Consider the following 19852-nt stretch of genomic DNA (forward strand, 5'->3'; position numbering starts at 1 on the left):
CACGAACCGTGCCCGGGTGATCACGGCGAGGCCAAGGCGGCCCGTGAATATGGGCGTTGCCGTGATGATGATCCGGAAAAGTTGTCGCCGGCGCGGCGGGTGGGGCCGGGGAAGCCGACGATCTCTCGTACAGTTTGGGCCGTGGGATCTCTGCGCAATCCGGTCGGTCCGCTTCCCGCCTCCATCTACTGGCGACGGCGGCTCGTCATGCTGTCCGTGGTCGCCCTGCTGGCGCTGCTGATCGTCTGGATCGTCCCCCTGGGGGGCGGGGGCCGCAAGACCAACGGCGAGGGGCCGGACGGCAAGCATCCGGCGCCCTCGACCTCGACCATCACGCCGGGGCCCTCCGGTTCCGGTCCCGCGATCAGCCAACACCCCGGTGGCCGGAAGGAGTCCGGCGGCGGTGACTCCGGTGGATCGGGGTCCGGGACCGGCGACACCGGGGGCACCGGTGACACCGCCGGTTCCGACGGCTCCGGCGGGAGCGGAGACGGCGCCGGTTCCGGTTCCGGCGCGTCCGCCGGCGGCGGGGACGAGGGCGCCAAGGGCGGCGGCGGTCCGGGTGCGGTGCTGCCGGCCGGCAGCACGCTGCCCAACTGCACCGCGAACGCGGTCAAGTTGACGCTGCGCAGCGTGCACAACTCCTACGGGCCCGGCCAGACGCCGGTGTTCGAGCTGATTGCCACGAACTCCTCCGGCAGCGACTGCAAGGTCGATCTCGGGCCGAAGTCCGCGGTGGTGACGATCAGCCAGGCCGAGAGCAGCTCCGCCTACTGGTCCTCGGCCGACTGCCCCACGACGGCCGGGAGCCGGCTGTACCGGGTGCCGGCGGGCAGCGCCATCACCTACACCGTCCGCTGGGACCGCAAGCCGAGCGCCCCGCAGTGCGCGACACCGCCGGCCGGTTCGGCCGGGGCGGGCACCTACCTGGTCGAGGCGAAGGCGCCGGGGTACGCGAAGCAGCGGACGTCGTTCGTGCTGTCGGAGGACTGAGCGGACCCGGGCTGAGCGGACCCGGGCTGAGCGGACCCGGGCTGAGCGGACCCGGGCCGACCGGGCCGAGGGTGACCGGGCCGAGGGTGACCGAGGAGAGCCAGGAGGGTCAACGGTCACCGAAGAGGCCTGAGGCGGGCCGGCCGTGGCCGGCGCCGGTCAGACGTAGCGCTCCAGGATCGACGACTCCGCCAGCCGCGACAGGCCCTCGCGGACGCTGCGCGCCCGCGCCTCGCCCACACCGTCCACCGTCTGGAGGTCGTCGACGCTCGCGGCGAGCAGTTTCTGCAGGCCGCCGAAGTGCTCGACCAGGCGGTCGATGATGGCGCCGGGCAGCCGGGGCACCTTGGCCAGCAGGCGGAAGCCGCGCGGGGAGACCGCGGAGTCGAGGGTCTCCGGGGAGCCGGTGTAGCCCAGGGCGCGGGCGACGGTGGACAGTTCGAGCAGCTCGGCGTGGGAGAGCTTGTCCAGCTCGGCCAGTGCCTCCTCGACCGTGCGGGAGCGCTTGGCGGTGGGCTCGGGGACGTAGTCCCGCACCACCAGTTCGCGCTCCGGCTCCACGCCCGCGATCAACTCGTCGAGCTGGAGGGCCAGGAGGCGGCCGTCGGTGCCCAGCTCCACCACGTACTCGGCGATCTCGGTCGCGATACGGCGCACCATCTCCAGGCGCTGCGCGACCGCCGAGACGTCCCGGACCGTCACCAGGTCCTCGATCTCCAGCGCCGACAGCGTGCCCGCCACCTCGTCCAGGCGGAGCTTGTAGCGCTCCAGGGTCGCCAGGGCCTGGTTGGCGCGGGAGAGGATCGCCGCGGAGTCCTCCAGGACGCGGCGCTGGCCGTCGACGTAGAGGGCGATCAGCCGCATGGACTGCGAGACCGAGACCACGGGGAAGCCGACCTGCTTGCTCACCCGGTCCGCCGTACGGTGCCGGGTGCCGGTCTCCTCGGTCGGGATCGTCGGGTCCGGGACCAGCTGGACGCCCGCGCGCAGGATCTTCGACAGGTCGGACGAGATCACGATGCCGCCGTCCAGCTTGCACAGCTCCCGCAGCCGGGTCGCCGTGAACTCGACGTCCAGGACGAAACCGCCCGTGCACATCGACTCCACGGTCTTGTCGGCGCCGAGCACGATGAGCCCGCCGGTGTTGCCGCGGAGCACCCGTTCGAGGCCGTCCCGCAGGGCCGTGCCAGGTGCCACGGCGCTCAGGGAGGCGCGCATCAGGCCATCGGCGCCGGAACTCCCGCCGGACTTTCCGGGAGCTGCTGCCCGGTCGTTGGCTGCCACTGCACTCCTCCGGTCGCAGGTTCTTCAGGCGCTGCCGTTTCGCACACTCGGTCGTACGGACGGGCGAGACCAGGGCAAAGTCTACCGGCGCTCCTCCTGCTCCCGTGGGGCGTCCCGGCGACGCGAGCGGGGCAGGACCCGCAGCGCGTCGCCTATGTCGGCCACTTCCAGGACCTTCATCCCCGCCGGGACCTTGCCCGGGTCGCCCGGCACGAGGGCGTGAGTGAAGCCCAGGCGGTGGGCCTCGGCGAGCCGGCGCTGCACGCCGGTGACCCGTCTGACCTCGCCCGCCAGACCCACCTCGCCGATCGCGACCAGGTTCTTCGGCAGCGGGGTGTCGCTCGCCGCCGAGGCCAGCGCGAGGGCGACCGCGAGGTCCGCGGCCGGCTCGGAGAGCTTCACCCCGCCGACCGTCGCCGAGTAGATGTCCCGCTTGCCCAGCGCGCTGATCCGGCCCCGCTGCTCCAGCACGGCCAGCATCATCGAGACCCGGGAGGTCTCCAGGCCCGACGTCGTGCGGCGCGGGGAGGGGATCTGGGAGTCGACGGTGAGCGCCTGCACTTCCGCGACCAGGGGGCGGCGGCCCTCCAGGGTGACGGTCAGGCAGGTGCCGGGCACGGGCTCCGCCCGGCGGGTCAGGAACAGGCCGCTCGGGTCGGCCAGACCGGTGATGCCCTCGTCGTGCAGTTCGAAGCAGCCGACCTCGTCCGTCGCGCCGTAGCGGTTCTTGACGCCGCGGACCAGGCGCAGGCGCGCGTGCCGGTCGCCCTCGAAGTGCAGCACCACGTCGACCAGGTGCTCCAGCAGGCGCGGGCCCGCGATGGCGCCGTCCTTGGTGACGTGGCCCACCAGGAGCGTGGACATGCCGCGTTCCTTGGAGGCGCGGATCAGCGCGCCCGCGACCTCGCGGACCTGCGCCATTCCGCCGGGCGCGCCGTCGATCTCGGGCGAGGCGACCGTCTGCACCGAGTCCAGGATGAGCAGGGAGGGCTTGACCGCGTCCAAGTGGCCGAGGACGGCGGCCAGATCGGTCTCGGCGGCCAGATACAGGTGGTCGTCGATGGCGCCGATGCGGTCGGCGCGCAGGCGGACCTGGCTGGCGGACTCCTCGCCCGTGACGTAGAGCGTGCGGTGCTCGTCGCTGGCGGACTTGGCCGCCACGTCCAGCAGCAGCGTGGACTTGCCGACTCCGGGCTCGCCCGCGAGGAGGACGACGGCGCCGGGGACCAGCCCGCCACCCAGGACCCGGTCGAGTTCGGGCACGCCGGTGGAGCGGGCGGTGGCCTGGCGGCCGTCGACCTGGCCGATGGGCACCGCGGAGGTGGTGACCCGGCCCGGCGCCGTCGTACGGACCGCGGGCGTGCCGTACTCCTCGACCGTGCCCCAGGCCTGGCACTCGGGGCAGCGGCCGAGCCACTTGGCCGTCTGCCAGCCGCACTCCGTGCAGCGGTAGGACGGGCGGTCCTTGGTGGTCTTGGTACGGGCAGCCATGGAGAAAACCGTAACCGCCGGCACCGACAGCCCGGCCGCCGGTGGTCCGGTACGTGCCCCGCGCCGGACCCTGTGCCGGACATCGTGCGGGACCCCGGGCCGGCCCCGCGCCCGGTCGTCGTCGGGCGGGCACACTCGAACGGGTCATGGAACCCGAGGTTCCGTTCCCCTTAAGAGGGATCGTTTCACCCGTACGGATTAAAAGTGCTCAAGGTGCACAGAGGGACGATCCCGGGCCGCCTACGGTCGCACAGGTGATGAGCAGCAGTCCGGACACCTCGACCCGCACGACCGGTGCGCACCGGGCACACCGCGAGGCGCGCGACCGCGCTGCCGCGCACGCCGTGGCGTGCCGCCTGCCCGCGCGCTACGAGCCTTATCTCGACGGCCTGTTCACCTACTGCCTGTCCGTGCTGTGCGACCACGAGGCGGCGACCGCCGCCCTCGGGGACGCGCTGGTGTTCGCCGAGCGGCGCGGGCAGCGCGCACCCGGGACCGCGGGCGAACGCCGGGCCTGGCTGTACGCGCTGGCCCGCTGGGCGTGCCTGCGCAAGCTGGCCGAGGCCAAGCAGAAACGTCAGGGCACGCACGCCGCGGGCCGCACCGGCGACGGCCGGCACGCCGCCGCGCGGGCCGTGCCGCCGCCCGTCCCCGACGAGGTCCGGCGGGAGCGGCGCCGCGAACTCGCCCAGCTCGCCTGGCCGGAGGCCGCCGGCACCACCCCGGAGCAGCGCGAGGCGCTCGAACTCGCCGTACGCCACCACCTCGCCGCACACGAGGTCGCCGCCGTCCTCGGCATGGGCCTCGCCGCCGCGCGGGAACTGCTCGCCGCGGCCGCCTGCGAGGTGGAGCGCACCCGCGCGGCGCTCGCCGTGGTGGAGACCGGCACCTGCCCGAGCGTGTCCCGCCTCACCGGGGACAGCCGGCTCGTCCTCGGCGCGGCACTGCGGCGCGAACTCGTCCGGCACGTCGACGACTGCCCGCACTGCCGCCGCACCGCCGAGCGCGCCCTGCCCGGTCAGTGGCCCGGCGCCACCGTCACCCCCGCCGAACTGCCCGTACTGCCCGCGCCCCGCGCGGCCCTGCACAAGGCCCTGGCCCACCACCCGCGCGCGCGGAGCACCGCTCCCCGCTTCGACCGGCGCGGCTTCCCGATGGACCCGAAGGACCGCGCCGCCCGCAGGGACCGGCTCCGCGCGCGTGCCGTCACGACCACGGTGGTGGCCACGGTGGTGGCCGCGCCGGTGCTGGCCGTGTGGGCCGCCTACCGCGGCGGCCCGGTCGGCGAGGGCCCCGACGGTCCCGCCGCCAGCGCGCACGAGGGGCACGGCCCCGGCGCCCTCGGCGGCGACGGGGCCGGCAGGGGCTACGAGAACACCGGCAACGCGGGGCCCGGGCCCGGCACCCGCTTCGGCACGAGCGGCCGGCCGGACGTCTCCGTGGAGGTCATCAGCGTCACCGGCACCGGCCGCAAGGACGGCCGCCTGACGGTGAGCGCCGACAACACCGGTGACACCACCCTGATCACGCTCACCGCCGCCGGGCCAGGCCCGGTCCACTGGTCCGCGTCCACCGGAGCGGCCTGGCTCTACCCGAGCCGCTCGTCGGGAACCCTCCAGCCCGGCGAGTCGTTGACGATCAAGGTGTACGTCGACCACCTGCGCGAGCCCTCCGGCCGCTGGAGCGCGCGCGTGGCGATCGCGCCCGCCGGTGCCGTCGTCTCCATCGACGGCTACGGCACGGCACCCAGGCCCTCCGGAGCCGGGCCCAGGCACCCGGCCGACCCGTCCGCGACGTCCGGCCCGCGCCCCACGCCGACCACTCCGGCGCCCTCCGAGCCCACACCCACCCCGACCGACCCGCCGCCGACGACCGACCCCACGCCCACTCCCACCGAGCCGTCGCCGACCGACCCGGACAGCACGCCGCCGCCCTCCGCGGGCGGCGACACACCCGGCGCGGCCGAGGGCCGGCCGGGAGGACGGCGCGAGGGCAGGGGGTGCGACGGCTCGGGCCGGCACGCCAAGCGCGACCGCGGATGCCCGGCCCCGGCCTCTGCGGGCGGCCGCCGGTAGCGGGCCCCGATCGCCGGCGGGTCCACAGCCGGCGATCGGGCCCGGGCACCTGCGGGGCCTTCCGGCCAGCCGCCGAGGCGGCGGCCGGCGGCCCGTCAGACGGCCGGATCCGCCGGATGCGGTGCCACCAGCGGCAGCCCGGAGGCCAGACGCTGCTCGCACAGCTCGACCAGGCGGTCGTAGCCGGCCTTGCCCATCAGCTCGGTCAGCTCGGCCCGGTAGGAGACGTACACCGGCTCGCCCGCGCCGTGCGCAGACGTCGCCGAGGTGCACCACCAGTGCAGGTCGTGACCGCCCGGACCCCAGCCCCTGCGGTCGTACTCCCCGATCGACACCTGCAGCACGCGTGTGTCGTCGGGCCGGTCGATCCACTCGAAGGTCCGCCGGATCGGCAGCTGCCAGCACACGTCCGGCTTCGTCTCCAGCGGCTCGCGGCCCTCTCGCAGGGCGAGGATGTGCAGCGAGCAGCCCATGCCGCCGGCAAAGCCGGGCCGGTTCTGGAAGATGCACGAGCCATGGAAGGGGCGCGTCTGCCGGGAGCCCTCCTCGTCCTCGGCCACCCAGCCGTGCTCCACGCCCTCGGCATGGTTCTGCCAGATGTCCGGTGTGAGCCTCGCCACGTGCTCGGCGACCCGCTTCTCGTCGTCCTCGTCGGAGAAGTGGGCGCCCAGGGTGCAGCACCCGTCGTCCGCGCGGCCCGCCTGGATGCCCTGGCAGCCGCTTCCGAAGATGCAGGTCCAACGAGAGGTCAGCCATGTCAGATCACAGCGGAAGACCTGCTCGTCGTCCGCCGGATCCGGGAACTCCACCCACGCGCGCGGGAAGTCGAGCCCCTTCTCGTCGGATTCCGCGCCCCGCTTCTTCGGCTTCACTGCTTTCGCCGGGTTCGCCGATTTATCGGTCTTCGCCTTTTTCGTCTTTGGCACCCGTCCAGGGTAAGTCGCCGGGCAGCCGTGCCGGGACCCTCCCGAGCGGTGCCTCGCACAGGGCATCGGGGACGGACGACGTGCCAGGTGGCAGTAGCGTTCCGTACATGAGACTCGGTGTCCTCGACGTGGGCTCGAACACGGTGCATCTGCTGGTGGTCGACGCGCACCCCGGCGCGCGCCCGCTGCCCGCGCACTCGCACAAGGCCGAACTGCGGCTCGCACAGCTCCTCGACGCAAGCGGCGCGATCGGCTCCGACGGCGTCGACAGACTCGTCGCCGTGGTCCGCGAAGCACTCCAGGCCGCCGAGGACAAGGGCGTCGAGGACCTGCTGCCGTTCGCCACCTCCGCCGTGCGCGAGGCGGACAACGCCGACGACGTCCTCGCCCGCGTGCAGGAGGAGACCGGGGTCAGGCTCCAGGTGCTCAGCGGCGCGGAGGAGGCCCGCCTCACCTTCCTCGCCGCCCGCCGCTGGTTCGGCTGGTCGGCCGGGAAACTGCTGGTCCTGGACATCGGCGGCGGCTCACTGGAGATCGCCTACGGCATCGACGAGGAGCCCGACGCGGCCGTGTCGCTGCCGCTCGGCGCGGGCCGGCTCACCGCCGGCTGGCTGCCCGGCGACCCGCCCACCGCGGACGACGTCAGGGCGCTGCGGCGCCATGTGCGCGCCGAGATCGCGCGGACGGTCGGCGAGTTCAGCCGCTTCGGCGCCCCCGACCACGTCGTCGCCACCTCGAAGACCTTCAAACAGCTCGCACGGCTGGCCGGCGCCCCACGCTCCGCCGAGGGGCTGTACGTCCAGCGCGAGCTGAAGCGGGAGTCCCTGGAGTCGTGGGTGCCGCGGCTGTCCGGCATGACGTCCGGCGAGCGCTCCGAGCTCCCCGGAGTCTCCGACGGCCGGGCCGGACAGCTCCTGGCGGGAGCCCTGGTCGCCGAGGGCGCCATGGACCTCTTCGGCGTGGAACGCCTGGAGATATGCCCGTGGGCCCTCAGGGAGGGAGTGATCCTGCGGCGTCTCGACCACATGGGATGACGAAGACCACAACGGCGGCCGAGGGCCCCACCCCCACCCACCGCACCCCGTAACCTGTCCCTCGTGGTGGAACCCGAACCCGTACGCATTCCGGATGCGAAGGTCGCGCTTTCGACGGCCTCCGTCTACCCGGAGTCGACGGCGACGGCCTTCGAGATCGCCGCACGCCTCGGATACGACGGCGTCGAGGTCATGGTGTGGACCGACCCGGTCAGCCAGGACATCGAGGCGCTGCGCAGACTCAGCGACTACCACCGGATACCGATCCTCGCCGTGCACGCCCCCTGCCTGCTGATCACCCAGCGGGTGTGGTCCACCGACCCCTGGACCAAGCTCCAGCGCGCCCGGGCGGCCGCGGAGAAGCTCGGCGCGAGCACGGTCGTGGTCCACCCTCCCTTCCGCTGGCAGCGCCAGTACGCCCGTGACTTCGTCGCCGGGGTCTGGCGGATGGCGAGCGAGACGGATGTGCGCTTCGCGGTGGAGAACATGTACCCCTGGCGCTACCGCGACCGCGAGATGCTCGCCTACGCCCCCGGCTGGGACGTCACGAAGGACGACTACCGCCACTTCACGATCGATCTCAGCCATGCCGCGACGGCCCGCACCGACGCGCTCCAGATGGCCGACCGCATGGGCGGCCGGCTCGGCCATGTGCACCTCGCCGACGGCAGGGGCTCGGCGAAGGACGAGCACCTGGTGCCCGGCCGTGGCTCCCAGCCCTGCGCCGAACTGCTGGAACGTCTCGCCACCAGTGGTTTCGACGGCCATGTCGTGATCGAGGTCAACACCCGCCGGGCCATGTCCAGCGCCGAGCGCGAGGCCGACCTCGCCGAGGCCCTGGCCTTCACCCGGCTGCACCTGGCCTCCGCGGTGAAGGTGTCCGGGCGATGACCGGCGCCACCACCCGCCGCCGTGGCCGCCCCCGCCGCGAGGAGGCCGCCGACACCCGCGACCGCATCCTGACCGTGGCCCGCGAGGAGTTCTCCGAGCGCGGCTACGAGAAGACCTCGGTACGCGGCATCGCCAAGGCCGCCGGAGTGGACTCCGCCCTGGTCCACCACTACTTCGGCACCAAGGAGCAGGTGTTCGAGGCGGCGATCGAGGTCGTCCTCGCGCCCGCGCTGAACGCCCCTGAGGCGCTCGTCGACGGTCCGCTCGACGGCGTCGGAGAGCGGTTCGCCCGCTTCTTCTTCGGCATCTGGGAGAGACCGGCCACCCGTACGCCCCTGCTGGCGATCGTCCGCTCCGCGCTGAGCAACGACACCGCGGCCGCCGTCTTCCGCCGCCTGATCGTCTCGCAGCTGCTGCGGCGCATCGCCGGCCGGTTCGACCTGCCCGACGCGGAGCTGCGCGCCGAGCTGGCGGCCGCGCAGCTGGTGGGCTGCGCGATCCTGCGGTACGTGATCAAGGTGGAGCCGCTGGCGACGGCGGACGTGGAGCAGATCATCGCGCGGGTGGCACCCGTGGTGCAGCGGCACCTCACGGGGACGTGACGCCCGGACGGCTTTCGCGCGTCGCGCCGCTCCGGGACGCGTAGTCCCGTCGCGCGATGTGTGCGCCCCTGCCGCTCCGGGACGCGTAGCCCGTCGCGCGATGTGTGCGCCCCGGCGATCCGGGACGCGCAGCCCCGCCGCACCGAGACACGCGTCCCGTATTCCGGACAGCGCGTCCCGACCCCTGGATGACCGGCGTAGGCTCGACTGAGCCAGAACTCTGCCGGCGACTCCCTGCCGCCCGGCAGAACTTCCCGAAGGAGCTAGCGACGATGCCCGAGCTGAGGTCCCGCACAGTCACCCACGGCCGCAACATGGCGGGCGCCCGCGCCCTTATGCGCGCCTCCGGTGTACCCGGTGCGGACATCGGCCGGAAGCCGATCATCGCGGTCGCCAACAGCTTCACGGAGTTCGTGCCCGGTCACACCCACCTCCAGCCGGTCGGCCGGATCGTCAGCGAGGCGGTCCGGGAGGCGGGCGGCATCCCGCGCGAGTTCAACACCATCGCGGTCGACGACGGCATCGCCATGGGCCACGGCGGCATGCTGTACTCGCTGCCCTCGCGCGACCTGATCGCGGACAGCGTCGAGTACATGGTCGAGGCGCACTGCGCCGACGCCCTGATCTGCATCTCCAACTGCGACAAGATCACCCCGGGCATGCTGATGGCGGCCCTGCGCCTGAACATCCCCACGGTCTTCGTCTCCGGCGGGCCCATGGAGGCCGGCCGTGCCACGCTCGTCGACGGCACCGTCCGCACGCTCGACCTCATCGACGCGATCGCCGACGCCGCCAACGACAAGATCTCCGACGAGGACATCCTCCGCATCGAGGAGAACGCCTGTCCGACCTGCGGCTCCTGTTCCGGCATGTTCACCGCCAACTCGATGAACTGCCTGACCGAGGCGATCGGTCTGTCCCTGCCGGGCAACGGCTCGGTCCTCGCCACCCACACCGCCCGCCGCGCCCTGTACGAGAACGCGGCCCGCACGGTGATGGACCTCGTCCGCCGCCACTACGAGCAGGACGACGAGACGGTCCTGCCCCGCAACATCGCCACCTTCGCGGCCTTCGAGAACGCGATGGCCCTGGACATCGCGATGGGCGGCTCCACCAACACGATCCTGCACCTGCTGGCGGCGGCCCAGGAGGCCGGTGTCGAGTTCGGCCTGGAGCAGATCGACGCCGTCTCCCGCAGGGTGCCCTGCCTGGCGAAGGTGGCGCCGAACGTCACCAAGAACCGCACGTACTACATGGAGGACGTGCACCGCGCCGGCGGAATCCCCGCCCTGCTCGGCGAGCTGCACCGCGCGGGCCTGCTGAACGAGGACGTGCACGCGGTGCACAGCCCCTCCCTGGGGGACTGGCTCAAGACCTGGGACGTGCGCGGCGGCTCTCCGTCCCCGGAGGCGGTCGAGCTGTGGCACGCGGCCCCGGGCTGTGTGCGCTCGGCGGAGGCCTTCTCCCAGTCCGAGCGCTGGGAGGCTCTGGACACCGACGCCGCCGACGGCTGCATCCGCTCCGCCGAGCACGCCTACTCCAAGGACGGCGGCCTGGCGGTGCTCAAGGGCAACCTGGCCGTGGACGGCTGCGTGGTGAAGACCGCGGGCGTCGACGAGTCGATCTGGACCTTCGAGGGCCCGGCGGTCGTCTGCGAGTCGCAGGAGGAGGCCGTCCAGAAGATCCTCACCCAGCAGATCAAGGAGGGCGACGTCGTCGTCATCCGCTACGAGGGCCCCAAGGGCGGCCCCGGCATGCAGGAGATGCTCTACCCGACCTCGTACCTGAAGGGCCGCGGCCTGGGCAAGAGCTGCGCGCTGATCACGGACGGCCGCTTCTCCGGCGGCACCTCGGGCCTGTCCATCGGCCACGCCTCGCCCGAGGCGGCCTCCGGTGGCACGATCGCGTTCGTCGAGGACGGCGACCGCATCCGTATCGACATCCCGAACCGCTCCATCGACCTGCTCGTCGACGACGCGGAGCTGTCCCGCCGTGAGCAGGCCCTGAACGGCGCGTACGTCCCGAAGGACCGCGACCGGAAGGTGTCGGCGGCGCTGCGGGCCTACGCCGCGATGGCCACCAGCGCCGACAAGGGCGCCGTGCGGGACGTGTCGAAGCTGGGCTGACGGCTGACGGCTGACGGCTGACGGCTGACGGCTGACGGCTGACGGCTGACGGCTGACGCGGCCTGAACACGCGGACCCGAAGGGGGCCGCCTCTCGCGAGGCGGCCCCCCTTCGTCGGGTCACCAGGACGACGGGTCGTGGCCGTCGACGGCGAAGACGGTGCCGTCGGGGGCTCCGGAGTAGACACGGCCCTTGACGATCACGGGCGCGGGCAGCTCCGCCGCCACCCGGTCCGTGTGCGCGCCGAGCCGCGGCTGGGTCTGGCCGACGATCCGCCCGGTGCGCGCCCCGACCGCCAGCAGCCGCCCGTCCCCGGCGAGGAAGTACACGTGGCGGGCGTCGGCGATCGGCGTGGAACCCCGGCTCACGGCCGTCTCCAGCCGCCACCGCACCTTCCGCGCCGCCAGGTCGACCGCGTCCAGCGAGCCGCCGCCGCCCAGCAGGTGCACCACGTCGCCGCGCACGCTCGCCTGCACCGTGTCGCGGGGAACGGGCAGCGCGACCCGTACCGACGCCTCGGTCCGCGGCGTGTAGCGGACCACGGCGTCCACCCGGCCGAAGGCAGGCTCGGCGGAGAGCAGGACGAGGGAGCCGTCCCGGCCGCCGACGGGCGTCAGCATTCCGGGCAGTCGGGCCTCCCAGCGCACATCGCCCGTCGCCGGGTCCACCGCGACGACCCGGGTGGACGTCCCGTCGGGCGACGAGCTCACCGCGTACGCCAGCGGATCCCCGGCGAACGCGAAGAAGTGCGGCAGGGGAAGACCGGGCACCGGCCGGCTCCACTTGGTCTCGCCCGACGCGGCGTCGACCGCGCGCACCAGCCCGTCCGTGCCGGTGAGCAGCACCATTCCGCCGACGCTGCGCACTCCGCTGTAGGCCGGCACGTCCGACTGCCAGCGCGGCCTGCCCGAGTCCGGGTCCAGCGCCTCCAGACGCCGGCCGTGGTCCGTCATCGGCTGCACCAGACCACCCGCGACGACCGGCGGCACACCGGTGACCATCTTGGGTACGGAGTGCCGCCACAGCAGGCTTCCGTTCGCCGGATCGAGGGCGTAGACCAGTCCGGGCCGCGCGCAGAACAGCTTTCCGGCCCCGTACGAACACTGGGAGGTGCCGTCGCCGGACACGGGCCTGGATACCCACTCGGAGAACGCGGCCGCGGTGGCTCCGGGCAGAGTGCTCTCCGGCGCCGAGTCGTGCGGAGACATCCCGAGGTCGAGCAACTGGACCGTGGCGAGTCCGCCGCCGACGACCAGGCCGAGGGCCCCGGCGGCCACGGCGAGCCGCCGAGACCGCGGGCGCCGCCCGGTGAGGATCCCCGTCAGCCGCCCGGACCGCCGCCCCGTACGGTCTTCCGGCTTCCCCCCGGCGTCCTCGTCAGGGGGCCCGGCCGGGGACGCGTCACCGCCGTGGTTCCCGTCCGCGTCCGTCCCGCCGGTTCCGGAGAACACCCCGGTCCCAGGGGTCCGCGGCTCCGGTATGAACGCCTGCGTGTCGTACGAGGCGGCCGCCGAGCGCAGTTCGCGCATCAGCTCGTCCGGGGTGGGCCGGTCCTCGGGCTCCTTGGCCAGGCAGCGCAGCACCAGCGGCGCCAGGTCCTCCGGCACCTCGGTCAGGTCGGGCTCGTCGTGCACGACCTGGTAGGCGACGATGTACGGGCTGTCGGAGTCGAACGGCCCCCGCCCGGTCGCCGCGTGCACCAGCACGGAGCCGAGCGCGAAGATGTCCGCCGCCGGACCGACCTCCCGCGGCCGGCGGAACTGCTCGGGCGCCATGAAGGGCGGCGTACCGATCAACTTGCCGGTCTCGGTGCGCAGTTCGCTGTCCTTCGGGCGGGAGATGCCGAAGTCGATGACTTTCGGCCCGTCCTCGGCGAGCAGCACGTTGCTCGGCTTGAGATCGCGGTGGACGACCCCCACCCGGTGGATGTCGCGCAGCGCCTCGGCGAGCCCCGCCATCAGCCGCCGCAACTGGGCGGGAGGCAGCGGCCCGTTCTGCTTCACCTGGTCGGCGAGCGTGGGGCCGGGAATGAACAGGGTGGCCATCCAGGGCCGTTCGGCCTCCGGGTCGGCGTCGACGACGGGCGCGGTGAAGGCGCCGCTGACCCTCCGGGCCGCCGCGACCTCCTGCCGGAACCGCCCCCTGAACTCGGGGTCCCAGGCGTACTGGGCGTGCACGACCTTCACCGCGAGCCGCAGACCCGAGGTGCTGCGGGCCAGATGCACCACGCCCATGCCGCCGGAGCCCAGGCACGACTCGAGGCGGTAGTGACCGGCGTACTCCGGAAGTTCCGCTTCCGCGCCCGCACCGGTGTTGCGCCGTGGCGTCATGGACCACCCCCCGTGCTGTTCGTTCGCGCGTGCGACGCACGGAGCCTAGTCGATGACCCGAACCGGGCCGAGGCGGCTTGCGGGACTCCACGTGCGAATCGCGTACATGTGTTTCGCAACGCGTTCCCGGGGAATCAAACGGGGCCCATGGCAGTCATGGGGTGTTACGGGGGAGGTTTCTCATGTCTGTCGACCGTGCCCAAGAACAAGCCGGGGAGCGTGCCGAGGAGGCCGGCGACGCGGCGGCGGCAACCGTCGCGACCGCGGCGGCCGTGCAGTACTACCCGGTCGCGCCGGGCGTCCAGCTCAACGTCCGCAGCGGCCCCGGCACCGGCTACAGCATCGTCCGCACCCTGGGCGCGGGCGCCCAGGTGCCGGTCTACTGCCAGACGCCGGGTACGACCGTGTCGGGCTACTACGGCACGTCGAACATCTGGAACAACATCGGAAGCGGCCAGTACGTCTCGGACACCTATGTGAGGACGGGCAGCGACGGCTACGTGGCCGGCCGCTGCGGCTGATCCCCGACGGAGCCCGCGGGCACCCCGGAGCCATAATCGACCCGTGAGCGACGACAACGGCACCCCGGGCACCCCCGCGGGCTCCGCAGGGCCCCGCCCCGAGCCCCTGCGCTTCTTCGGCACCACCTGGGTGGACCACGACGACGGCTACACCGCCCGCCGTATCGGCGTCGCCGCTGGCTCACTCGCCGCGGCCGCCGTCTCCTGCTTCGTGCTCCGCTTCGCCTACCAGGGACTCCAGATCGCCGGCTCGGGCGCCTTCGTGGAACTCCTGGTCGTGGTGATGTTCGCGGTGTGCAGCGCGCTCGCCTTCCGCAACACCTGGGACGGTTTCGGGAAGCGTCCCGACCCCGACCGCCAGTCCTCCCTGCGCGGCCTGCTCGCCGTCGGCTTCATCGGCTCCCTCCTCGCCTACTTCTTCCGCTCGCTCGTCGAGGCCCCCGGCGAGAAGCTGCACCGCAAGGAGTACGAACAGGCCCGCGAACAGTACGAACGCCGGACCACCCGCCGCTCCGGCAACCCCTCCAAGAAGCGCCGCCGCTCCTGACCGCGGGGGCCGCGCGGCCGGCGAACCGGTCCGCGCGGCCGGAACCCCCTGTCACGGGGAGGTCACGAGGTCGCACGATGGCCGTATGACCTCATCTCCGCCGCCCACTCACGCGGACCGAGCGCGCTCCTTCAACGCCGCAGCGGCCCAGTACGCGGCGAACCGCCCCTCCTATCCGCCCGCCCTCTTCGACGCGCTGGAGGAACTCACCGGCCGGCCACTCGCCGGCGCCCGCGTCGCGGACATCGGCGCCGGGACCGGCATCTCGACGGCCCTGCTGCACGAGCGCGGCGCCGAAGTGCTGGCCGTCGAGCCCGGCGACGGCATGGCGGCCCACTTCCGCCTCACCCGCCCCGGCATCCCGATCGTGCGGGGCGACGGCAACGCCCTCCCGCTCGCCGACTCCTGCGCAGACCTCCTCACCTACGCCCAGTCCTGGCACTGGACGGACCCCGACCGGGCCGTCCCGGAGGCCCTGCGGGTACTGCGACCGGGCGGTGCCCTGGCGCTGTGGTGGAACAGGGACGCCGCCGACATCGAGTGGATCGCGCGGCAGAACGACCGCATCTGCCGCCTCTTCAGCATCGACCCCTACGCCGAGAAGGGGGCGGCCGCCGCCCGCGCCGTCAAGGCACAGCACACCGAACGACTCCGCTTCACCCGTCGCGAGGTCCGCTGGAGCCGCCGGGTCCCGCTCGACACCCACCTCGCCAACCTCGGCAGCCACTCACGCCTTCTGGTCTGCCCCGAGGGACACAGGGACGCCTTCCTCGCCGAGGAGCGCGACCACCTGCTGGAGGTCTTCCCGGACGGTTTCGTGGAGGAGACCTACGACGTCCTCCTCCTCGTCGCCACCACACCCTGACGCTGCTCATCCCCTCACCCCACTTGACGGCGCCCTCTCCAGCGCGCATTAATCATCGCATGATGAATATTTCTTCGGGGCCACCCCGCCCCGAAACGGATGCCGTCCGAGCCGAAGCACTCACCGTGGTCCGAGGCCCCCGCACCGTCCTGCGGGGCCTCGGCTTCACCGTCCCGCGCGGCCGCATCACCGGCCTCCTCGGCCCCTCCGGCTGCGGCAAGTCCACGCTCATGCGCGCCATCGCCGGCACCCAGGCCAAGGTCGACGGCACCCTGGAGATCCTCGGCCTGCCCGCCGGCCACGCCACCCTCCGCAACCGCATCGGCTACGTCACCCAAGCCCCCTCCGTCTACGACGACCTGACCGTCCGCCAGAACCTCGAATACTTCGCCGCGATCCTCGACCCCGGCCGCGCGGCGGCCGAACGCCGCCGGGACAACGTCGGCCGGGCCATCGCCGACGTCGACCTCACCGGCCACGCCGACGCCCTCGCCGGCAACCTCTCCGGCGGCCAGCGCAGCCGCGTCTCCCTCGCGGTCGCCCTCCTCGGCACCCCCGAACTGCTGGTCCTCGACGAACCGACCGTCGGCCTCGACCCCGTGCTGCGCCGCGACCTGTGGAACCTCTTCCACGACATCGCCGCCACCCGAGGCGCCACCCTCCTCGTCTCCTCCCACGTCATGGACGAGGCCGAGCGCTGCCACCAGCTCCTCCTCATGCGCGAGGGCCGGATCCTCGCCGACGACACCCCCGAAGCACTCCGGTCCCGCACCGGCACCGAGACCGTCGAGGCGGCCTTCCTGCACCTGGTCGACGAGGCGGTCGCAGCAGGCCGCGCCAAGGAGACAGCACGATGAGCACGACCACCGCGCCCCACGCCCCCCGCGCCCTGAGCGCCGCCCGCACCACCGCCACCGCGGCCCGGGTACTGCGCCAGCTCCGCCACGACCCGCGCACCATCGCACTGATGCTGCTGGTCCCCTGTGTGATGCTGCTCCTGCTGCGCTACGTCTTCGACGGCAGCCCGCGCACCTTCGACAACATCGGCGCCTCGCTCCTCGGCATCTTCCCGCTGATCACCATGTTCCTGGTGACCTCGATCGCCACCCTGCGCGAACGCACCTCCGGCACGCTCGAACGCCTCCTCGCCATGCCGCTCGGCAAGGGCGACCTCATCGCCGGCTACGCGCTCGCCTTCGGCGCCCTCGCGATCGTCCAGTCCGCGCTGGCCACGGGACTGGCCGTCTGGTTCCTCGGCCTGGACGTCACCGGCTCGCCCTGGCTGCTCCTGCTGGTCGCCCTCCTCGACGCACTGCTCGGCACCGCCCTCGGCCTCTTCGTCTCCGCCTTCGCCGCCTCCGAGTTCCAGGCGGTCCAGTTCATGCCGGCGGTGATCTTCCCTCAGCTCCTCCTCTGCGGCCTGTTCACTCCGCGGTCCGACATGCACCCCGTCCTGGAGGCCGTCTCCGACGTCCTCCCGATGTCCTACGCGGTCGACGCCATGAACGAGGTCCTGCGCCACACCGAGGTGACGACGACGTTCGTACGCGACGCGCTGATCGTGGCGGGCTGCGCCCTGCTCGTCCTCGGCCTGGGAGCGGCCACCCTCAGGCGGCGAACCGCATAGCCCCACAGGACCGGAGGGTGTCCCGCCAGCCGGACGGTCCACCCGCACTTCGGACCACCGGTGCGAGGATGAGCACCATGAGCCAGAAAGTCGCAGTTCTCGGCACCGGAAAGATCGGCGAAGCCCTGCTCAGCGGAATGATCCGAGCCGGCTGGACCCCCGCCGACCTGCTGGTCACCGCCCGCCGCCCGGAACGGGCCGAAGAACTCCGCGCCCGCCACGGAGTCACCCCGGTCACCAACGCGGAAGCGGCGAAAACCGCCGACACCCTGATCCTCACCGTCAAGCCCCAGGACATGGGCACCCTCCTCGACGAACTCGCCCCGCACGTCCCCGCCGACCGTCTGGTCATCAGCGGCGCCGCGGGCATCCCCACCTCCTTCTTCGAGGAGCGCCTGGCCTCCGGCACCCCGGTCGTCCGCGTCATGACCAACACCCCCGCCCTGGTCGACGAGGCCATGTCCGTCATCTCCGCCGGCACCCACGCCACCGCCGAACACCTCGCCCACGCCGAGGAGATCTTCGGCGCCGTGGGCAAGACGCTCCGCGTCCCCGAGTCCCAGCAGGACGCCTGCACCGCCCTCTCCGGCTCGGGCCCGGCCTACTTCTTCTACCTGGTCGAGGCCATGACCGACGCCGGCATCCTCCTCGGCCTGCCCCGGGACAAGGCCCACGACCTGATCGTCCAGTCCGCGATCGGCGCCGCGGTGATGCTCCGCGACAGCGGGGAGCCCCCCGTGAAACTCCGCGAGAACGTCACCTCGCCGGCCGGCACGACGATCAACGCCATCCGCGAACTGGAGAACCACGGCGTGCGCGCCGCGCTCATCGCCGCGCTGGAAGCCGCCCGCGACCGCAGCCGCGAGCTGGCCTCCGGCAACAACTGACCGGCACCGGGCGGTCGGCGCAGGCCGCCCGCCCAGCCGCCCTCCCCTCAGGCGGGCAGCAACCCGATCGCCCGGTACGCCGCGTCCACTCTCGGCCGCGCCATCTCCCTGGCCTTCTCCGCACCCCTGCGCAACACCCCTTCCACATACGCGGGATCCGCGCACAGCTCCCTGTGCCTTGCCTGTACCGGCCTGAGAAGCTCGACCACGGCCTCCGCGGTGTCCTTCTTCAAAGCGCCGTACGACTCATATACACCGCCCAGGGCTTCCGGGTTCCCGCCCTGACAAGCGGCCAGGATCTCCAGCAGATTGGCCAGGCCGGGCCGCTCCTGCGGGTCGTAGACGACGTCCCGCCCGCTGTCGGTCACCGCCCGCATGACCTTCTTCTCCACGACCTCCGGCTCGTCGAGCAGATAGACGATGCCCGGCCCGGAGTCGTCCGACTTCCCCATCTTCGACACCGGGTCCTGGAGGTTCATCACCCGCGCCCCCACCTTCGGAGGCGTCGCCTTCGGCACCACGAACGTGTGCCCGTACCGCTGGTTGAACCGCACCGCCAGATCACGGGTCAGCTCCACGTGCTGCGTCTGGTCGTCACCGACCGGCACCTCGTCCGTTCCGTACGCCAGGATGTCCGCCGCCATCAGCACCGGATACGTCAGCAGCGACAGCCGTACGCTCCCGCCCCGCCGCTGCTCGCGCGCCGCCTTCTCCTTGTACTGGATCATCCGCCGCATCTCGCCGTCCGTGGCCACGCACTCCAGCAGGTACGACAGCCGGGCGTGTTCGTCCACGTGGCTCTGCACGAACAGGGTGCACAGTTCCGGATCGAGCCCCGCCGCCAGCAGCAGCGTCGCCGCCTGCCGGCTGAGTCTGCGCACCCGCGCCGGGTCGTGGTCCACGGTCAGCGCATGCAGGTCGACGACGCAGAACAGCGCCTCCGACCGGTGCTGGTCCACCTCGGCCCACCGCCGCATGGCGCCCAGGTAGTTCCCCAGCGTCAGGTGTCCCGTCGGCTTGACCCCGCTGAAGACCCGAGTCCTCTCCACACTCCACCTCCTGGTCGAGCCGCCGTCCCCGCTCGGCCGGCCCCCGGAGTCCTGGAGGGAGATACGAGAACGGCCGCCGAGGTGGCGGCCGTTGGATGCATACGTGAGTACGGCCGCCGTCAGGCGGCCCACCACAGACAGGTGCACGTACGCGTAGTCATGGCCCCAGGATAGGACCTCGGGGTGCCGTCCGCCCGTGAGTTGACACACCTCGCAGGGATACGTAGTGTTCTCCGAGTTGCCCGACGTGAGAGCCGACTTCGGTCGGTCCCCGGACAACCATTCCTAAGTACCAGCCCTTACTCGACGGCAGTCGCAGTCTGTCTGTTGTCGCGGCATGGCATGCGTATTCATGGAATGAGGAATCCGCGCCCGAAAGGACGCAGCCCCCGATTCGCACGGGAGCAGGGAATCCGCTAAAGTCTCACTCGTCGGAACGGCCCAACGGTCGCGAAGACAAACCCCGCTGACTGGGGATCAGGTCGAGAAAGGATCTGATAGAGTCGGAGCCGCCGGAAAGGGAAACGCGAGAGCGAAGAACTGGAAAGCGCCGAGGAAATCGGATCGGAAAAAGATCTGATAGAGTCGGAAACACCGAAGGGAA

17 protein-coding genes are annotated in these 19852 nt (G+C 72.5%); 12 read left to right on the plus strand and 5 right to left on the minus strand.

Annotated features, from left to right (window positions below; genetic code table 11):
• Nucleotides 1-141 precede the first annotated feature (141 nt).
• Nucleotides 142-993 carry a hypothetical protein gene (locus ACWC91_RS33465; protein ID WP_450640238.1) on the plus strand — a complete coding sequence of 284 codons (852 nt, stop codon included), beginning with the start codon at nucleotides 142-144 and terminating at the stop codon, nucleotides 991-993.
• A gap of 159 nt (nucleotides 994-1152) precedes the next feature.
• Here the strand turns inward: ACWC91_RS33465 and disA are convergent, their stop codons facing one another.
• Together disA and radA are read right to left on the minus strand one after the other, a co-directional pair.
• Nucleotides 1153-2277, minus strand: a complete 1125-nt coding sequence (gene disA, locus ACWC91_RS33470) for a DNA integrity scanning diadenylate cyclase DisA (RefSeq protein WP_141359566.1) — start codon at nucleotides 2275-2277, stop codon at nucleotides 1153-1155.
• Nucleotides 2278-2358: 81 nt separating this feature from the next.
• On the minus strand, nucleotides 2359-3768 hold the full coding sequence (gene radA / locus ACWC91_RS33475) for a DNA repair protein RadA (RefSeq protein ID WP_225076879.1): 1410 nt from the start codon (nucleotides 3766-3768) through the stop codon (nucleotides 2359-2361).
• Between the two features lie 257 nt (nucleotides 3769-4025).
• Between radA and ACWC91_RS33480 the strand changes: the two genes are divergently transcribed.
• Complete coding sequence (locus ACWC91_RS33480) at nucleotides 4026-5843, plus strand: BACON domain-containing protein (protein ID WP_225076878.1); 1818 nt, start codon at nucleotides 4026-4028, stop codon at nucleotides 5841-5843.
• Nucleotides 5844-5938: 95 nt separating this feature from the next.
• On the opposite strand, the gene ACWC91_RS33485 is transcribed toward ACWC91_RS33480, so the two are convergent.
• On the minus strand, nucleotides 5939-6769 hold the full coding sequence (locus tag ACWC91_RS33485; RefSeq protein ID WP_225076877.1) for a hypothetical protein: 831 nt from the start codon (nucleotides 6767-6769) through the stop codon (nucleotides 5939-5941).
• A gap of 107 nt (nucleotides 6770-6876) precedes the next feature.
• Here ACWC91_RS33485 and ACWC91_RS33490 point away from each other — a divergent pair, with 107 nt between their 5' ends.
• From ACWC91_RS33490 to ilvD, 4 genes are all read left to right on the plus strand, one after another.
• Nucleotides 6877-7803, plus strand: coding sequence for a Ppx/GppA phosphatase family protein (locus ACWC91_RS33490; protein ID WP_281157309.1), 927 nt, complete (start codon nucleotides 6877-6879; stop codon nucleotides 7801-7803).
• A gap of 63 nt (nucleotides 7804-7866) precedes the next feature.
• Nucleotides 7867-8694 (plus strand): sugar phosphate isomerase/epimerase family protein, encoded by an 828-nt coding sequence (locus ACWC91_RS33495; protein WP_225076875.1) that lies wholly within the window; start codon nucleotides 7867-7869, stop codon nucleotides 8692-8694.
• Nucleotides 8691-9296 (plus strand): TetR/AcrR family transcriptional regulator, encoded by a 606-nt coding sequence (locus ACWC91_RS33500; RefSeq protein ID WP_225076874.1) that lies wholly within the window; start codon nucleotides 8691-8693, stop codon nucleotides 9294-9296. The genes ACWC91_RS33495 and ACWC91_RS33500 overlap by 4 nt, the downstream gene beginning before the upstream one ends.
• Before the next feature lie 272 nt (nucleotides 9297-9568).
• Nucleotides 9569-11422: a dihydroxy-acid dehydratase gene (gene ilvD / locus ACWC91_RS33505; protein ID WP_225076873.1), complete on the plus strand. Its 1854-nt coding sequence runs from the start codon at nucleotides 9569-9571 to the stop codon at nucleotides 11420-11422.
• Between the two features lie 119 nt (nucleotides 11423-11541).
• Here ilvD and ACWC91_RS33510 read toward each other — a convergent pair whose 3' ends face one another.
• Nucleotides 11542-13752, minus strand: coding sequence for a serine/threonine-protein kinase (locus ACWC91_RS33510; RefSeq protein ID WP_450644025.1), 2211 nt, complete (start codon nucleotides 13750-13752; stop codon nucleotides 11542-11544).
• A gap of 182 nt (nucleotides 13753-13934) precedes the next feature.
• On the opposite strand from ACWC91_RS33510, the gene ACWC91_RS33515 reads away from it, so the two are divergent.
• From ACWC91_RS33515 to proC, 6 genes are all read left to right on the plus strand, one after another.
• Nucleotides 13935-14273, plus strand: coding sequence for an SH3 domain-containing protein (locus ACWC91_RS33515; RefSeq protein WP_281157306.1), 339 nt, complete (start codon nucleotides 13935-13937; stop codon nucleotides 14271-14273).
• A gap of 43 nt (nucleotides 14274-14316) precedes the next feature.
• Nucleotides 14317-14820: an EamA/RhaT family transporter gene (locus ACWC91_RS33520; protein WP_281157304.1), complete on the plus strand. Its 504-nt coding sequence runs from the start codon at nucleotides 14317-14319 to the stop codon at nucleotides 14818-14820.
• 85 nt (nucleotides 14821-14905) lie between these two features.
• Nucleotides 14906-15685 carry a class I SAM-dependent methyltransferase gene (locus ACWC91_RS33525; RefSeq protein ID WP_450644028.1) on the plus strand — a complete coding sequence of 260 codons (780 nt, stop codon included), beginning with the start codon at nucleotides 14906-14908 and terminating at the stop codon, nucleotides 15683-15685.
• A 59-nt stretch (nucleotides 15686-15744) separates the two neighbouring features.
• Complete coding sequence (locus tag ACWC91_RS33530; RefSeq protein WP_225076868.1) at nucleotides 15745-16542, plus strand: ABC transporter ATP-binding protein; 798 nt, start codon at nucleotides 15745-15747, stop codon at nucleotides 16540-16542.
• The gene (locus ACWC91_RS33535) at nucleotides 16539-17312 is read left to right on the plus strand and encodes an ABC transporter permease (RefSeq protein WP_225076867.1); all 774 of its coding nucleotides are present in this window, start codon (nucleotides 16539-16541) and stop codon (nucleotides 17310-17312) included. Before ACWC91_RS33530 ends, ACWC91_RS33535 begins: the two co-directional genes overlap by 4 nt.
• A gap of 77 nt (nucleotides 17313-17389) precedes the next feature.
• Entirely contained in the window at nucleotides 17390-18199 is an 810-nt protein-coding gene (gene proC / locus ACWC91_RS33540) for a pyrroline-5-carboxylate reductase (protein ID WP_225076866.1), read from the plus strand.
• Nucleotides 18200-18246: 47 nt separating this feature from the next.
• On the opposite strand, the gene trpS is transcribed toward proC, so the two are convergent.
• The gene (trpS, locus tag ACWC91_RS33545) at nucleotides 18247-19248 is read right to left on the minus strand and encodes a tryptophan--tRNA ligase (RefSeq protein ID WP_225076865.1); all 1002 of its coding nucleotides are present in this window, start codon (nucleotides 19246-19248) and stop codon (nucleotides 18247-18249) included.
• Between the last annotated feature and the right edge of the window lie 604 nt (nucleotides 19249-19852).

The sequence above is a fragment of the Streptomyces sp. NPDC001204 genome (assembly GCF_053598035.1).

Bases quoted from the DNA above. Each gene is read 5' to 3' on its own strand.
- radA (WP_225076879.1), bottom strand. From the start codon at position 3,768: ATGGCTGCCCGTACCAAGACCACCAAGGACCGCCCGTCCTACCGCTGC.
- ACWC91_RS33480 (WP_225076878.1), top strand. From the start codon at position 4,026: ATGAGCAGCAGTCCGGACACCTCGACCCGCACGACCGGTGCGCACCGG.
- ACWC91_RS33500 (WP_225076874.1), top strand. From the start codon at position 8,691: ATGACCGGCGCCACCACCCGCCGCCGTGGCCGCCCCCGCCGCGAGGAG.
- ACWC91_RS33530 (WP_225076868.1), top strand. From the start codon at position 15,745: ATGATGAATATTTCTTCGGGGCCACCCCGCCCCGAAACGGATGCCGTC.
- ACWC91_RS33515 (WP_281157306.1), top strand. From the start codon at position 13,935: ATGTCTGTCGACCGTGCCCAAGAACAAGCCGGGGAGCGTGCCGAGGAG.
- ACWC91_RS33510 (WP_450644025.1), bottom strand. From the start codon at position 13,752: ATGACGCCACGGCGCAACACCGGTGCGGGCGCGGAAGCGGAACTTCCG.
- ACWC91_RS33525 (WP_450644028.1), top strand. From the start codon at position 14,906: ATGACCTCATCTCCGCCGCCCACTCACGCGGACCGAGCGCGCTCCTTC.
- ilvD (WP_225076873.1), top strand. From the start codon at position 9,569: ATGCCCGAGCTGAGGTCCCGCACAGTCACCCACGGCCGCAACATGGCG.
- ACWC91_RS33490 (WP_281157309.1), top strand. From the start codon at position 6,877: ATGAGACTCGGTGTCCTCGACGTGGGCTCGAACACGGTGCATCTGCTG.
- ACWC91_RS33535 (WP_225076867.1), top strand. From the start codon at position 16,539: ATGAGCACGACCACCGCGCCCCACGCCCCCCGCGCCCTGAGCGCCGCC.
- proC (WP_225076866.1), top strand. From the start codon at position 17,390: ATGAGCCAGAAAGTCGCAGTTCTCGGCACCGGAAAGATCGGCGAAGCC.